At 38.0% G+C, this 15,341-nt stretch carries 14 protein-coding genes; 11 read left to right on the top strand and 3 right to left on the bottom strand.

All coding sequences use genetic code 11. The annotated features are described in order from the left end of the window. Window positions 1-2: 2 nt before the first annotated feature. The 3 genes from FZC76_RS06445 to FZC76_RS06455 are packed head-to-tail and all read left to right on the top strand — an operon-like array spanning window position 3 to window position 2,902. The gene (locus FZC76_RS06445; protein WP_148987424.1) at window positions 3-1,130 is read left to right on the top strand and encodes a glycosyltransferase; all 1,128 of its coding nucleotides are present in this window, start codon (window positions 3-5) and stop codon (window positions 1,128-1,130) included. A 13-nt stretch (window positions 1,131-1,143) separates the two neighbouring features. Continuing rightward, window positions 1,144-2,061 (top strand): glycosyltransferase family 2 protein, encoded by a 918-nt coding sequence (locus FZC76_RS06450; protein ID WP_148987425.1) that lies wholly within the window; start codon window positions 1,144-1,146, stop codon window positions 2,059-2,061. Window position 2,062: 1 nt separating this feature from the next. Beyond that, window positions 2,063-2,902: a glycosyltransferase family 2 protein gene (locus FZC76_RS06455; protein WP_262372454.1), complete on the top strand. Its 840-nt coding sequence runs from the start codon at window positions 2,063-2,065 to the stop codon at window positions 2,900-2,902. Between the two features lie 23 nt (window positions 2,903-2,925). On the opposite strand, the gene FZC76_RS06460 is transcribed toward FZC76_RS06455, so the two are convergent. Next, complete coding sequence (locus FZC76_RS06460) at window positions 2,926-3,300, bottom strand: hypothetical protein (protein ID WP_148987426.1); 375 nt, start codon at window positions 3,298-3,300, stop codon at window positions 2,926-2,928. Window positions 3,301-3,509: 209 nt separating this feature from the next. Between FZC76_RS06460 and FZC76_RS06465 the strand changes: the two genes are divergently transcribed. From FZC76_RS06465 to FZC76_RS06495, 7 genes are all read left to right on the top strand, one after another. Next, a complete protein-coding gene (locus FZC76_RS06465; protein WP_148987427.1) occupies window positions 3,510-4,883 on the top strand; it encodes an O-antigen ligase family protein in 1,374 nt (457 codons plus the stop codon). Window positions 4,884-4,929: 46 nt separating this feature from the next. Then, window positions 4,930-5,808 carry a UTP--glucose-1-phosphate uridylyltransferase GalU gene (gene galU, locus FZC76_RS06470; RefSeq protein ID WP_148987428.1) on the top strand — a complete coding sequence of 293 codons (879 nt, stop codon included), beginning with the start codon at window positions 4,930-4,932 and terminating at the stop codon, window positions 5,806-5,808. Between the two features lie 21 nt (window positions 5,809-5,829). Further along, window positions 5,830-7,137 (top strand): UDP-glucose dehydrogenase family protein, encoded by a 1,308-nt coding sequence (locus FZC76_RS06475; RefSeq protein WP_187441974.1) that lies wholly within the window; start codon window positions 5,830-5,832, stop codon window positions 7,135-7,137. A gap of 88 nt (window positions 7,138-7,225) precedes the next feature. Next, window positions 7,226-7,726: a hypothetical protein gene (locus FZC76_RS06480; protein ID WP_148987430.1), complete on the top strand. Its 501-nt coding sequence runs from the start codon at window positions 7,226-7,228 to the stop codon at window positions 7,724-7,726. 54 nt (window positions 7,727-7,780) lie between these two features. Then, a complete protein-coding gene (locus tag FZC76_RS06485) occupies window positions 7,781-9,835 on the top strand; it encodes a S8 family serine peptidase (protein WP_148987431.1) in 2,055 nt (684 codons plus the stop codon). A 143-nt stretch (window positions 9,836-9,978) separates the two neighbouring features. Beyond that, a complete protein-coding gene (locus tag FZC76_RS06490) occupies window positions 9,979-10,743 on the top strand; it encodes a glycosyltransferase family 2 protein (RefSeq protein ID WP_148987432.1) in 765 nt (254 codons plus the stop codon). Between the two features lie 232 nt (window positions 10,744-10,975). Further along, window positions 10,976-12,037, top strand: coding sequence for a glycosyltransferase family 4 protein (locus FZC76_RS06495; RefSeq protein WP_148987433.1), 1,062 nt, complete (start codon window positions 10,976-10,978; stop codon window positions 12,035-12,037). Between the two features lie 154 nt (window positions 12,038-12,191). Here the strand turns inward: FZC76_RS06495 and FZC76_RS06500 are convergent, their stop codons facing one another. After that, complete coding sequence (locus tag FZC76_RS06500; RefSeq protein WP_148987434.1) at window positions 12,192-13,175, bottom strand: LCP family protein; 984 nt, start codon at window positions 13,173-13,175, stop codon at window positions 12,192-12,194. An 18-nt stretch (window positions 13,176-13,193) separates the two neighbouring features. Further along, entirely contained in the window at window positions 13,194-13,832 is a 639-nt protein-coding gene (locus FZC76_RS06505) for a YigZ family protein (protein WP_148987435.1), read from the bottom strand. Window positions 13,833-14,186: 354 nt separating this feature from the next. Here FZC76_RS06505 and FZC76_RS06510 point away from each other — a divergent pair, with 354 nt between their 5' ends. Continuing rightward, window positions 14,187-15,329, top strand: coding sequence for a sensor histidine kinase (locus FZC76_RS06510; protein WP_148987436.1), 1,143 nt, complete (start codon window positions 14,187-14,189; stop codon window positions 15,327-15,329). Window positions 15,330-15,341 lie beyond the last annotated feature (12 nt).

Raw genomic sequence — 15,341 nt, forward strand, 5'->3', positions numbered from 1 at the left:
AGATGTATATTGCTTTGTTTATTCCGGTACTAACCTTTGGTGGAGCAGAAAAAGTGGTTATTGCTTTGGCAAATGGTTTGGCAGAAAAGGGGCATAAAGTAGATCTGGTTCTGATCAAACGTGAGGGGCAACTGTTGGACACGGTTTCGGATAAGGTACGAATTGTATCGTTAAATTCTAAAAAAACATTTCTTAGTGTGTGGAAGCTGAAAAGTTACTTGAAGGAAAGCAGGCCGGAGTTCCTTTTATCAGGCCTTGATAACGCGAATATCGTATCAAGCCTTGCCATGAGGATTGCAAAAGTTAAAACTAAGCATATTATTACGTTGCATACAAACTTAAAACAGTCCTATTTACGACCTAGAACAAAACTGCACCGCTTTTACCCTGCATGGATGCGGAAGTTATTCCCGCATGCTGACCATTTTGTAGCAGTCTCTAATTGTGTGGCAAAACAATCGGGTAACTTTTTAGGTGTGAATGATGATAGAATAGAAGTAATCTACAATCCTGTCATTAATAGTAAAATAAAAGAGAGAGCGCTCGAAGCAGTTGATAACCCATGGTTGAATGATCCTAATTATTTTACCATGGTAGCAGCAGGAAGGATTTTTGAAGCAAAAGATTATCCTACCATGTTAAAGGCGTTTGCGAAGGTTCTCCAAGAAGCCCCACATGCACGTTTAATTATTTTAGGAGACGGGAAGCAGACGATAAGGAGAGAAATGGAGGATATCATCTCTAAGGAGGAGATGGGTCATGCCGTAGAACTCTGCGGATTTGTTCATAATCCTTATGCGTACATAAATAAGGCCTCCTTATTTGTCTTAAGTTCAAAATGGGAAGGCTTCGGTAATGTACTAGTAGAGGCGCTTTATTTAGGTAAGCCGGTCATTTCGACTGCATGTGAGTGTGGTCCTGAGGAAATTCTTCAAAAAGGGAAATTTGGTTCGCTTGTACCGGTGGGGAAACCGGACGAGCTAGCTAAAGCTATGATAGATGAGATAAAAGTAAAAAGTTTCAGAGATAAAGAGGCACTCTCCCTGCATTTAAAGCAAATGGAGGATGAGTATGTTGTCTCCAGATATGAAGAGTTCTTACAACAGAGGGTAGAAGAAACGAAGGGTTAGGGTGAGAGCATATATGAATAATGTATCTGTCATCATCCCTACACATAATAGACCGCATCTTTTGCTTCTGGCCTTGCAAAGTATCGAGGAGCAAATGGAAAAGCCGGACGAAGTTATGGTGGTTATGGATGGTGAGGACGGACAAACTGAACGGTTCTTGAACGAATATAACAGTGAACACTTTACGTTCCGATATCTTAAAATACCAAAAAGTAAAGGTGCTTGCTATGCACGAAATCTTGGGGCAGAACATGCAGCAGGAAATATTTTGATGTTTTTGGACGATGATGATACGTGGGAGCCTGAAAAAATCAAAAGCCAGCTTCAACAGTTTAAGTTGAATCAAGAAGTTGGTCTTGTGTATTCGGGGAAGTTAGTAGTTTATAATACGAACCGTAAAAAGGTGATAAGAAGGATTCCTGCTACGGTTGAAGGAAACCTGTATCCCAAAATATTTGAAGATAACTACATTGGGACCACATCTTCCGTTGCCGTAAAAAAAGAAGTATTCCAACAGGCTGGCGCTTTTGATAATAATCTGCCTGCTATGCAAGACTATGACCTATGGATAAGATGTTGTGAACGGACAAAAGTAGCGCATGATAATCAATATAATGTCAGATATACCATCGCAAAAAATGCAGCCAATCAGATTAGTGGAAAAAGCGAGAATCACCACAGGGCTTTGAACTATCTTTTTAAAAAGTATCGTGAAGTTCTTGAGGGGAAATCTTCTACACTTCAAAGAAGATTCAAGTCATCGAGGTTCTTGCATCTAGCAAAGGCTGTTCACCGGAACAATTACTTTTATTCGTTGAAGTATTCGTTAAAGAGCATATTCTATTATCCAAATATTAAAGCGGTAGCATTGTTCTTACCGCCGTTTTTATTGACAGTAATTTCGGTATTCCAACCAGGAAGGCGCAACTGACTTGCACGAGGATTTAAAACAGAAGATGGTGAGGGCGATAGAAATGATTAGTGTTGTCATACCTACACTAGGAACGAGAGAAATGGAACTGGAGCGTTTATTCCAAAGTCTCAGTGATCAGACGTATCAAAATTTTGAAGCCATCGTGGTTTCTCAAGATAATCATGAAAAAGTGGGCAACCTTCTTGCTAATTATTCATTTGCTTATGAGCATGTTAAGTTAGATAGAAAAGGGTTATCTTACTCAAGAAATGTGGGAATCAACTATACGAAAGGCAATATTGTCACGTTTTCTGATGATGATTGCTGGTACGAACCGCATGCATTTTTGGAGGTTCATAACTTCTTTGAAGAAAATAATGCGGGTATTGTTTGTTATCAAATCTTTGATCCCGAGAAAAAAGAGTATTATAAGGACTACCCGAATAATGCACAGGAGAATTTGAGATTTCAGGATTTATTTAGAAAGTCTTCCATTGAAATTTTCTTGAATCTCCAAGTGGTGAATAAAGAAAAAGTCTTGTTTGATGAAGACTTCGGTCTTGGAGCAAAATACCCAAGCGGGGAAGAGAATATTTTCCTTCACATGATGCATAAAGAAGGGTATAAAATCAGCTATGTACCAAAGGTAGTGGTTTATCATGGCAAGCCCAGCATGGATACAAGGCTCAATTTTAAGGCTTTTTCAAGCAAAGGACCACTATTCAAAAGGATTTTCAATACGCCAGTCGGTTTTGCTATGTTGACCTTCTTATTTATTAAGAAATTCAACCATCTTGAAAGACCGTTCCCTTTTTACATCGCATCTTTAAAAGAGATGCTTCAATACAAAAAAAAGTAGAAAACGTCCGCTAAGGCCGTTTTCTACTCCATATTACCGGTTGTATCATAATTAGGGAATTCCAATTTCTCTAATTTATATTCACCGTCTTCTTCTTTCCAGTCTGTATAATAGACCATCTTTCCATTTTGATCAAAACGGTATAACTCATCAGAAACCATGATATAGCGGGTTTTACTGTAATGGTCCATGGTCCATTTTAATTGATTGAAATCGTCCTCTTGTATGTCGCTATCACTGGAAATCATGTTTGAGAAGTGTTTCCATTCAAGGGATTCTATATTGCTTCTCACATAATGATCACCTTCTAGTGGGGTACGTACAACTAGGACCTTGTCCCCGCATGCGGTTAAGAATATTGTTGCTATTGCAAATAAACTAAACAGTTTCAACTTCATTTTCTTCCCCCATAAGCGTTATTTCTTAGCCGTACTATTTGACCAGATGGGATATATTCTTCCCATATTATATAGTTTTTTTTCTATAAATCAAATGAGTTGTGGCAAAGTGGGCAAACTATTTAACGTTGGGACGGTATGTGCTATTATATCTAATTAGGTAAGTCGAAAAAAGTAGAAATTGATCAGAAAAGGATTGGTAATATCAAATGGGTTATTTTCTAACAGCATTGAAACAGCATAAGGAAAAAATAATTCTAATTTTTATGGGATTATTCATGTTCTTGGCGCCTTATTCCGTTTCAGGCATCTATCAAAGATTGACTCCAGTTCCATCGTCCGTTTTGGCAACTTTTTTAACTACAGGAGTATTGTTTCTTTTGCTTCTTGTTCACTTTAAAGAGAGAAAGAAACTGAATCCTTTAAGCCTTGAACAGAAGGCGTTTTTAGGCTCTATCTACATACCAGGTATACTAGCTATACTGGCAGCTTTCTTTAACTTAACAGTGATGTTATCTGTGCACTATGTGGACTACATTACTCAGGCAATGCCTAACAGGATAATTAATTTAACATTATTTTTAATGCTGTTTTATACCTTCTTTAAGCTTATTTCCTTTCTAAATGATAAGATGCTTATGTCCATTACTAAGTGGTACCTGTATGGAGTTTTGATTGTAACAGCAATCGGAATTTGGCAATTCCTCCACTTCATGTTTGGATATCCAATGATTGATTTAAATACGAGGTCTTTTGTACATAGCGTAGATTCCAACGTATTGTTTAATTTCCGGCTCACCTCTATAACGGACGAACCTAGTTATCTTGTTCCGTTTTTAATTGATGCTCTTATTATTGGGCTTGTCCTATATGCGAGTAAGAAAAAATACTTTCTTCTTGTCTTCATTCCATGTATGTTTGTACTGATATTTTCTTTTTCTGTCAGCGGATATGCAAATATGGCTTTATTGATAGGTTTTATTGTAGTTGTTTTCTTTACAACGAAATTGGAAAACAAGAGGACAATCCTAAAATATACACTTTTCGGTTTAATTCCGGTGGCAATCTTTGCGATTATTCAATGGGATTTTGTTTTGCAATTATTACAGCCTATTACAGGTAGGTTTGATACTCTCTTTGATGTTCACAAGCATAGCAGGTTGTACATGCTTGTCATGCCGATTGCCTGGCTCTTTGATTTCTCTTGGGTCAACAGCGTGTTCGGCTTTGGACCTGGAAGCTATTGGTTCTTAGCACAAACGAAATTTCTACACCATCAAGGTCCGTTAAGCGTGACGTCAAATAACATCTTTATTGATCTATTGTTTGAACACGGAATTTTCGGCTTCTTGTTAATCATTTCTATGTTTATCTATGTTTTTTATCGATTATTTAAAATTAGAAATGAGCATAAGTACTTCTTATATTCATTGATACTTTGGGTTCACTTGGCGATCACATCCATGTACCGTTCAGACTTTGTATCCCCAAGATTTTGGGCAATTGTAATTATTATCTTTATTTTTGTGGAATTAGGGAAAAGAGATAGAGGAATGTCTACTATTCCAAAAACAACTAGATAGCGGTAAAAAATAGTCTACTAATTAAAAGGATTGAGGTGTCGGGAATATGAAAGTGAAAAAAGCGATAATACCTGCAGCGGGATTAGGGACAAGATTCCTGCCTGCAACAAAAGCACAACCAAAAGAGATGCTGCCTATCGTGGACAGACCAACGATTCAATATATAATCGAAGAAGCTATTCAATCAGGAATTGAAGAAATTCTGATTGTGACAGGAAGAGGGAAACGTGCAATAGAAGACCATTTCGACCGTTCCTTGGAACTGGAAGAAACATTATTGGCAAAAGAAAAGTTTGAACAGCTGGATGAAATTAAAAAAATCTCCGAAATGGCAGATATACACTATATACGACAAAAAGAACCTAAAGGGCTCGGACATGCCATATGGTGTGCCCGTAAATTTATCGGCAATGAGCCATTTGCCGTTATGCTTGGAGACGACATTGTGGTGTCAAAGGACCAACCATGTTTGAAGCAGTTAATTGATGAATTTGAAGCAAGGAACTCTTCTGTTATTGGTGTACAAAAGGTGCCTGATGAAGATTTATCAAGTTATGGTGTTATTGACTATGATCAAAAAGAAAGCCTAAAAGACACATTTAAAGTAAAATCACTAGTTGAAAAGCCTTCTGTAGATGAAGCTCCTTCTAATCTTGCAATCATGGGTAGATACGTACTGACACCAGAGATAATAGACATACTGGAAACGGTTAAACCAGGAAGAGGGAACGAAATTCAATTAACGGACGCACTTCAAGAATTAACGAAAATTCAAGATGTCTACGGTTACCATTTCAAGGGAACAAGATATGATATAGGAAATAAATTTGGTTTTATTCAAGCTCAAATTGAATTTGCATTAATGAGAGATGACTTAAAAGGGCCTGTAGAAAAACTCTTAAAAGATTTAGTCCGCAACTTATAGAATAGCGAGCGAGGGATTAAGATGAATATTTGTGTGATTGGAACAGGCTATGTAGGACTTGTTTCCGGGGTCTGTTTTAGTGATATAGGCAACAAAGTCACTTGTGTGGACATTGATGAAAATAAAATCAATAACCTAAAAAAAGGGATCATCCCTATTTATGAACCAGGTTTGGAAGAATTGGTACTTAAAAATATTCAAGAGAACCGTCTTTCTTTTACTACTAAGTTGGAGCAGGCATTGGAAGAGGCTGACATTGTTCTAATCGCAGTCGGTACGCCTCCGAAAGAAAATGGGGAAGCGGATCTTAGATTCGTTGAAGCTGTCGCTACATCCATCGGGAAGAATCTTAAAGATTATAAGGTCATCGTCACCAAAAGTACGGTACCTGTTGGGACTGGGAAGTGGGTTAAAGGCATCATTGAAAAAGAGGCAGGCCATTCTAACTTTGATGTAGCCTCCAACCCTGAATTCCTTCGTGAAGGTTCTGCTATTTACGATACGATGAATATGGAAAGAGCGGTAATCGGTGTGGAAAGTGAAAAGGCGAAAGAAGTGTTAACGGAGCTTCATAAACCTTTTAATACAAATATCGTTGTTGCTGATATTGAGACAGCAGAAATGATCAAGTATGCTGCTAATGCCTTTCTTGCAACGAAGATTAGTTTTATTAATGAAATAGCCAATATCTGTGAACTTGTTGGAGCCGATGTAACAAAAGTAGCAGAAGGCATGGGATATGATAATCGAATTGGAAAAGCCTTTTTGGCTGCTGGAATTGGTTACGGGGGATCTTGTTTCCCTAAAGATACCAATGCTTTGATTAATATAGCAGAGAACGTAGGGTACAACCTGCGGATTGTTAAAGACGTGGAGAACGTTAATGCCATGCAACGTTTCCGTGTCTACGATAAAGTTAAAGAAGCGTTCAATGGAGAGTTAAAAGGCAAAAAGCTTGCTGTTCTTGGGTTGGCGTTCAAACCTAATACGGACGATATGCGTGCCGCACCTTCTATTGATGTTATACCTAAATTATTGGAAGACGGAGCAGATGTCGTTGCCTATGACCCTGTAGCTATGGCTAATGCCAAAAAGGAAATTGCAAATTTAAATACAGTCCATTCCTATGATGAAGCGGTCCAAGATGCAGATGCAGTAGTTGTCCTTACTGACTGGAAGGAATTCAAAGATCTAGATTTAACTGATTTAAAGAAAAAGTTGAAGCAACCTATCATGATTGATGGTAGAAACATGTTCAAGCTCAATCATATGGAAGACCTTGGGTATTATTATGCATCAATTGGAAGAAGAACGGTGAACAAGCTTTAAAAAGTATAAGGACAGATAAGGAAAGGTGTGCAGTATCTGCACATCTTTTGGTCTTGTATAGAATAAACGCATTAATGAGGTGTGTTGAGTGAACAAACGTTGGAGAAATATAGCGCTATTGCTTTTTAGTATTATCTTTATTTCTGGCTTTTTCTTTTTGGATAGTGAAGAAGTCCTTTACAATCAAGAAGCGCAGGATGAAGAAGAAATCAGTGTAGGACAACAGCGAAATATCATGTCTTATATTGAAATTGCCAAATTCAAATTTCATAACTTAACCATGGAGGAGGATTATCCAAATCCAGAGGACATGACTCGTGAGGAATTAGAGGGATATCTCTCTAACTATTTTGCAGAACCAATATTAAGTGACCTAGTCGATTATTGGGCTGGAGAAAATGAAGAGTTAGGTCCGTTTATTGAACAATTCCTTTCCTTGAGTTCTGAGATTGAAGAAGCAGAGTATATCCATCAGGAAGATAAAGAAGTGCTCGTTCGTTGGGTTGATCAAAAGTTTAATATTGAAGTTAATCTGACGGTAGAAAGAAACGGAAACGGTTGGATCATTAAAGATGTAATGTTTATCTAAATCAACATCGGTTTGAATTAGATAGAAATCAAGGGGGATTGGGGAGAAACGAAGATGAAGAAAAGCCTATGTTTTTTGCTGGTAATGCTCATGTGCCTTCCTTCTCTTTTTGAAAAAGAGGTTGTGCATGCTTCTCAAGAAGAAAACATGAGGATAATTGTCAAATATAAAGAGAAAGGCAATTATTCTTTTAGCAAAGCTAAACCACAAATAAAAAACATTAAACAGAAAGACTTCAGTAAAATAAAAAAGGAACTTGAAAGCCAAGAGGAAGTGGAATATGTAGAAGAAGACAACTTCTTCTATTATACAAACACAACGAACAATACTAACGACCCCCACTACCCATACCAAAAAGATTATTTACAAGTGATGAATGTACAGGAAGCATGGTCTGGATACGAGCAAAGCTATAAGCCTGTCGTTGCTGTGCTTGATTCAGGGATTGACCTTCACCACCTTGATCTGAAAGAAAACATCGTTAATCCTTACAATGTTTTATCACCAAGCAGCATGCCGGTGGATGAAATTGGACATGGCACACATGTAGCAGGTATTGTTGGTGCCAAAACCAATAATGGGAACGGCATTGTATCGATAGTGAAAGACACTTACATAATGCCTATCAAAGTAGGAGATCGCCAAGGTGCTTTCGCTTCTGATATTGCATCAGGTGTTGATTATGCCGTCGAGAATGGAGCAGACATCATAAACATCAGTATTGCGGGTCCCACACAGAACAATACCTTGAAAGAGGCGATTGATAAGGCTGTAAATAGTGGCGTCATGGTAGTGGCTGCTGCAGGAAATAATTCATCTGATACAGTGGAATATCCAGCAGGCTATCCAGGAGTTATGTCTGTAGGTGCTTCTAATTTAACAGGTGAATTAGCTGATTTTTCAAACTTCGGCGACTCGGTTTCAGTAGTTGCACCTGGTGTTGAAATATTTAGCACATTGCCTACCTCTTTTTCCACTAGTATTAGTGGATACGGGAAAATGAGCGGTACAAGTATGGCTGCTCCTTTAGTGTCCTCACAAGCAGCCATGTTGAAAAGTACAGATAAGAATTTAACAGGTCGACAGTTAAAGGAAATCATAGAAGAATCAAGTAAAAACGCATTAGATTTTCCTATTCGACTTGGCCAAGTAAATGCGGCAGATTCTCTTCAGTATTATCATGGGAAAAACAGGATTTCTGGCAAGAATTCCTTGGAAACATCAGTGGAAGTTGCCAAAAAAGGATGGGATACTGTTTCTTCATCCACATTGACAAATGGTAACCGTGTTTTGAAAGGTAGTTTCGCCATTTTATCCAGCAACAAAACTTTTGCAGACAGCCTTTCGGTCATTCCTTTGGCCTATAAAATAAACAGTCCTATTTTCTTATCAGAGAAGAGTTATCTGCCACAAGTAACCATCTCTTCCATGAAAGAAATGGGTGTGGACCATGTTATTGTAGTCGGTGGGGAACAGGCAATCAGTAAAAGTGTAGAGGATAAATTAAATGCTAATGGATTGAAATCAACGAGGATTTCAGGGAAAACGCGTTATGATACGGCTGTGGAAATAAGCAAGTTTGTAGCAAAAGAAAATGGGGAAGTAATGATAGTGAATGGCAAGAGCTTTCCAGATGCATTGTCTGCTTCCGTCGAAGCGGCAAAGAGAAGTATGCCAATTGTGTTTGTAGAAGAAACATGGGTCCCAAGTGCTACAAAGGATTTTCTTGACTTACATGATTTTTCAAATAAATACATTATTGGTGGAACTAAACCCATTAGTGATTCCGTTAAAAAAAGCTTAGAGGCTACACGGATTTCAGGAGCAGATCGATATAAAACCAATATCGCGGTTGCCGAATACTTTCATTCGTCCTATAATGGGTACTATTTTGCCACAGGAGCAGATTTTAAAGATGCCTTAACAGGTGGATTGTTAGCTGCAAAGCAAGGAAAAGCCTTGATGCTTGTCCGTCCTTCAGATATTGATTCTGCAACAAAGAATTATCTTGAAAAACGTAACCATCAAGAATTTGGAATACTTGGTGGAAGAAAGGCTGTTCAATCAAGCGTGTTGTGGAAAATTGACAAAATTCTTTTGGGCAATTAATATTTATAAAGATTAATAGATACTAGGTTTTGATGGCTATCGATTTTCGATAGCCATTTGATTATTTTTGTAAGGAATGTAAAAGAAAGTATAGGTAAACATAATTAGTATCATTGCTTAATTTTTGGTAGGAGGAATTAATCATGAATGAACGAAACCATTCTCCTTTAGTGACTGTCGTTACACCTGTATATAACGCAGAAAAACATATTGCAAGCTGCATTGAGTCTGTGCTTAATCAAACGTATAAAAATTGGGAGATCTTCCTGGTAGATGATCAATCAAGTGATAATAGTGTTTCTATTATAAAGCAATATGCACAAAAAGATTCGAGAATTAATCTAATTCAACTGGAAGTCAATAGTGGTGCTGCTGTAGCTCGTAATACAGCCATTGAAGCAGCAAATGGAAAATATGTTGCTTTTCTTGATAGCGATGATATGTGGGTCCCAACAAAACTCGAGAAGCAAATTTCATTTATGGAGGAAAAGGATATCGCCTTTTCCTTTACTAAATATTCCATTATAGATGAAGAAGGCAATGACCTGAATAAAGTGGTCGGTATTCCAGATCAAATTGATTATGACGGATATTTAAAAAATACTATTATTGGTTGCTTAACAGTTGTGCTTAATATTGAAAAAATTGGCAAGATGAAAATGCCATTGATAAGAACGCGCCAGGATTTCGCCTTTTGGCTTTCTATCCTCAAAAAAGGGTATATTGCTTATGGAATTCAAGAGGATTTAGCTAAATACCGCTATGTCGAAGGATCCATTTCCAGTAATAAATTCAAAACAGCGAAACGAAATTGGCAAGTTTATCGTCAAATAGAGAAGCTGGGATTTTTCAAATCGGTATGGTGTTTTGTAAATTATGCTTACAATGGCGTTCGAAAAAGAGTTTAACGGGTATATGACTAAATAAAAAGTGAGGATTAGGTGGTGTATTACGCACAAAGTCAGCCATATTACAGCAAAAGGCACCTATTATTACATTTACACATTTATATTTTCAATACAGAAAATATCTGTTAAAATGACAAAGGGTGCGATACAAGCAATTGGATAATTAAACTAGACATGTTTATTTCTCAAAAATGAAATGCTAAAAATAAGAACAAGAAATTAGGTGACGACAATGGATTTACAATTAATACTTGCTTTCGTAGTGTCATTCATCACCGTCCTCGTTATCACGCCATTGGTCATAAAATTTGCTCATTATATAGGAGCAACCGATAAACCGAACCACCGTAAAGTCCACCAGAAGATTATGCCTCGCCTAGGAGGCCTCGCCATCTTCATTGGTGTTGTTGTTGGATATATATTTGTTGGTCTATACGATCAAAGAATTACCGGAATCACCATTGGGGCATTGATCATCGTCCTGATTGGAATCTTTGATGATAAATACGAATTAAAAGCAAGAACAAAGCTTCTGGGGCAAATTGCCGCAGCTGGTGTTATCGTCTACACAGGACTTAAAATTGATTTCATTACCATCCCATTTATCGTAGAACGCCTTGAATTAGGCTGGTTGTCCATCCCTATCACCATTCTTTGGATTGTAGGGATAACAAATGCGATTAACCTGATAGACGGGTTGGATGGACTTGCAGCAGGTATCTCTACCATTGCTATTGCGACCATCGCAGTAATTGCAGGTCTTGGCGGTAAGGAGTTAATCTTAACTCTATCCCTTATCATCTTGGGAAGCACCATTGGTTTTCTGTTCTATAATTTTCACCCAGCTAAAATTTTCATGGGGGATACAGGAGCACTATTTTTAGGATACTGTATTTCCGTACTCTCATTACTGGGGCTATATAAAAGTGTGACGCTTTTCAGCTTTGTCATCCCAATTATTATCCTCGGTGTACCAGTATTTGATACAGCATTTGCGATTATACGCCGAATTCTAAACAAGCAACCAATTTCAGCACCTGACAAAAGTCATTTGCATCACAGGTTGTTGGCTTCCGGCTTATCCCATAGGAATACGGTGCTTGTCATTTACGGCTTTGGGATCATCTTTGCAGCATGTGCGATTTTCTTAACATCTGCGACCATCTGGGGTACAATCTTAATTACCGTACTGCTCATCATCTTAATCCAGTTTATTGCAGAGCTTGTAGGTATCTTTAACGAACAGAACAAGCCGTTTATGAAGTTCTACCGAAAAGTGTTCGGAAGACATTAATGCACGCTTGAGTCACCTAACTTAAAATTGATAGATTGATAGATATTTACAGTGCCAAAACCTTATTTGGATTTGGCATTTTTTTTATGGAAGTATATTTCCTCCTAAAGGTTAACAAAAAGCCTTCCCGTGTATGGGAAGGCTTTGATTATGATTATAGATCATCTTCTGCTGGTTGTATTTCTAAGTGAGAGCGAATGGAGCTTCGAACTTCTTGAATACTTTCATCATAAGGGACGAAGTAGTACACACCACCTATATAAGCGTCTTCTCCCTCAATATTAATGGTTTCTATGTCATTTGATTTAAAATTTGCGAATTGCTGTGCCAATCCAAGACCTTGAGACATTCTTACATTCGTTTCTACATTACTTCCTAGTTCTCCTGCAATTTCATCCACTTTAAATACATTTCTTGGTGATAAGATTTTGTCAATGACACCTGCCATAATTTGGCGTTGTCTGTCATTACGTCCAAAGTCTCCTCGTGGATCCTGTTTTCTCATTCGTGCATACGCAAGAGCTTCTTCACCATCTAAATCCATCTTGCCTTCATAAAAATTAAGTCTTTTTCCTGTTTCATCACTTGTTTCATAAAAGTCGAAAGGAACATCAACCGTAACCCCATCAACAATGTTAATAATGTTCTTAAATCCTTCAAAATTTACTGTTGCGAAATAATCAATTGGAACGTCTAGAAAATACTCCACTGTCTCAATGGTTAAATCTTTTCCACCATAGGAATGAGCATGATTTATTTTTGTTTCTTCGTTTCTGTCAGGGATGGTCACTAACGTATCACGTGGAATACTTAGCATTTTCATTGTCTTATCATTAGGGTTAATGGTCGCTACAATTAGGCTATCTGTTCTTCCGTTTTCCCCACCTGTTGAATAATCTTCAATCCCCATAATTAAAACAGAAAAAGGATCTTTTCCTATTTCCACTTTTTTATCACGAAGATCGGACTTTTCTCCGCGGTCTATTTCGGTATAAGCGCTATTCGCAGCTTGAAATGTCTGATAAAATAAATAGCCGCCATATGCAACTACTGAAAGAAGAATAATAATAAAAAACATAAGGACGCGTTTCAGGATTCTCTTCTTCCTATTTCTTCGATTAAATCTTGAGTTATTCAATGTTTAGTCTCCTTTTGGCTAGAGTACTACATCTGTCTCTCTATACAATAGCTTTCCTTCAGTTGTGTTATTTTTTCCTTGTGTCAAATCAATTATCCAATTAAGGTAATCTTCTTTACTTGATTCGGGTATTAGCACGTTAACTTGTACATTTTCTTGGTACTCTATGCTGTCCATGATATAGGAAGATGATCGTACTTCATTTTCTATTTTACCAAGCAGCGTGTAATCAATGGTTGTATGCATCACTTGCATTAAATTGCGTTCCACAAGCCCTGTAGCTGATAGACCCTCCGATGCAGCCTTGCCATATGCACGGATTAATCCGCAAGCACCAAGTTTAATTCCACCAAAATAACGGGTAACAACAACTACCGTATCTTTTAGTTTCTTCTTCTTTAACACTTCAAGCATCGGTACTCCGGCTGTTCCACTTGGCTCCCCGTCATCATTGGCTTTTTGAATATGATCATGTTCACCAATAAGGTAAGCAGAGCAATTGTGAGTTGCATCACGATACTTTTTCTTAATTTCCTGTATAAAGTTTAAAGCTTCATCTTCTGTAGTCGCACGACTGACATTGGTGATAAATCTTGATTTTTGGATAATTATTTCATGCTCTCCATTACCTTTTACGGTATAGTAGTGAGGTAGCAAACCGGCAACTCTCCTTTTCCTGCTCAAAACATTTGGTGACATAAAAAGAGCCATACTATATATTATAAATCGAGATAGGGGTCCACATCAAATAAAATATAGTGCTTAACTCCTTGGGTTTGCAAGAATCGACAAAGTTTAATCCGATTGTAATAATAATGTTATACAAGCAAAACTTTAGTCCGATATAATGAAGTGTGGACAATTTTCGACAGGTACCCCCACAAAGGTTTGGAAGAATTGGAATGATATAGCATAAAGTGTCTTTCTTCTTTTTGGGTATAATGTACTATAACAATAAAGAAGTATTCATAATATTCTTTTAAGAATACAGGGTCTTTTGGAGGATGTCCTATGTCTCGGAAAGTTATAAACTCTAAACAATTAGACATGATTATTGAACAGATGGTGAAAACCGTCGAAGTCAGCAAGGACGAGATCTTTGAAATAGGGGAAAGTTCCCGTAAAGAATTTGAGAACCTTGGTAAAGAATTAAATGCGGTCAAGCTTGAAGTAGCGCAGCTTATCCATAAACAGGACAAGCTGGAGGCTCAGGTCAGGCATGCAAGAAACCGTCTTTCAGAAGTGAGCAGGCAGTTTAAAAATTATACAGAACATCAAATTAGACAAGCATATGACCATGCACATGAATTGCAGTTGGAGCTTCATACCATTTCCCAAAAAGAGGCTCAGCTTCGCAATCGACGAAATGAAATCGAACGCAGGTTGTTGAATCTCGAAGAAACCATTACGAAGGCAGATCGCCTCGTAAGTCAGGTATCCGTGATTTTAAATTACGTAACAGGTGATCTTCAGCAGGTTGGCCAGATGATTGCCGATGCCTCTGAGAAACGCGAGTTCGGTTTTAAAATCATGGAAGCGCAAGAAGAGGAACGCCGGCGTCTTTCTCGGGAGATTCATGATGGCCCGGCGCAAATGCTGGCCAATGTGATGATGCGCTCGGATCTGATTGACCGGACTTTCCGGGAGCGAGGCCCCGGGGAGGCGTTATCAGAGATCCGCTCCTTGAAGGTAATGGTGCGCTCCGCTCTATATGAAGTGCGAAGGATTATTTATGATCTTCGTCCAATGGCACTCGACGATCTTGGGTTGGTGCCCACTTTAAAGAAATATATTTCGACTATCGAGGATTATCATAATGGATATCCACAAATTGAATTTATGAACCTTGGAGTGGAACACCGCATATCATCCAACCTGGAGGTAGCAGTGTTCAGGCTAGTACAGGAGTCGCTGACAAATGCTATCAAGCATGCTGCGGCAAGCTCCATCTATGTAAAATTGGAAGTGAAACCTACCCATATCATTGTCATCGTAAAAGATGACGGAGTAGGATTTGATACGACAGAAAAAAAAGAAAAGTCGTTTGGTTTAATTGGAATGAGAGAAAGGGTAGAACTTATCAGCGGGGAATTAGACATACAGTCCACGTCTGGTAAGGGTACTACGGTCTTTATCAAAATTCCGTTAGGCTAAAGATGTATTTGG

The sequence above is a fragment of the Sutcliffiella horikoshii genome (assembly GCF_008180725.1).
Classification (GTDB): Bacteria; Bacillota; Bacilli; order Bacillales; family Bacillaceae_I; genus Sutcliffiella_A; species Sutcliffiella_A horikoshii_B.

Bases quoted from the DNA above. Each gene is read 5' to 3' on its own strand.
- FZC76_RS06445 (WP_148987424.1), top strand. From the start codon at position 3: ATGTATATTGCTTTGTTTATTCCGGTACTAACCTTTGGTGGAGCAGAA.
- FZC76_RS06450 (WP_148987425.1), top strand. From the start codon at position 1,144: ATGAATAATGTATCTGTCATCATCCCTACACATAATAGACCGCATCTT.
- FZC76_RS06460 (WP_148987426.1), bottom strand. From the start codon at position 3,300: ATGAAGTTGAAACTGTTTAGTTTATTTGCAATAGCAACAATATTCTTA.
- FZC76_RS06465 (WP_148987427.1), top strand. From the start codon at position 3,510: ATGGGTTATTTTCTAACAGCATTGAAACAGCATAAGGAAAAAATAATT.
- galU (WP_148987428.1), top strand. From the start codon at position 4,930: ATGAAAGTGAAAAAAGCGATAATACCTGCAGCGGGATTAGGGACAAGA.
- FZC76_RS06475 (WP_187441974.1), top strand. From the start codon at position 5,830: ATGAATATTTGTGTGATTGGAACAGGCTATGTAGGACTTGTTTCCGGG.
- FZC76_RS06485 (WP_148987431.1), top strand. From the start codon at position 7,781: ATGAAGAAAAGCCTATGTTTTTTGCTGGTAATGCTCATGTGCCTTCCT.
- FZC76_RS06490 (WP_148987432.1), top strand. From the start codon at position 9,979: ATGAATGAACGAAACCATTCTCCTTTAGTGACTGTCGTTACACCTGTA.
- FZC76_RS06495 (WP_148987433.1), top strand. From the start codon at position 10,976: ATGGATTTACAATTAATACTTGCTTTCGTAGTGTCATTCATCACCGTC.
- FZC76_RS06510 (WP_148987436.1), top strand. From the start codon at position 14,187: ATGTCTCGGAAAGTTATAAACTCTAAACAATTAGACATGATTATTGAA.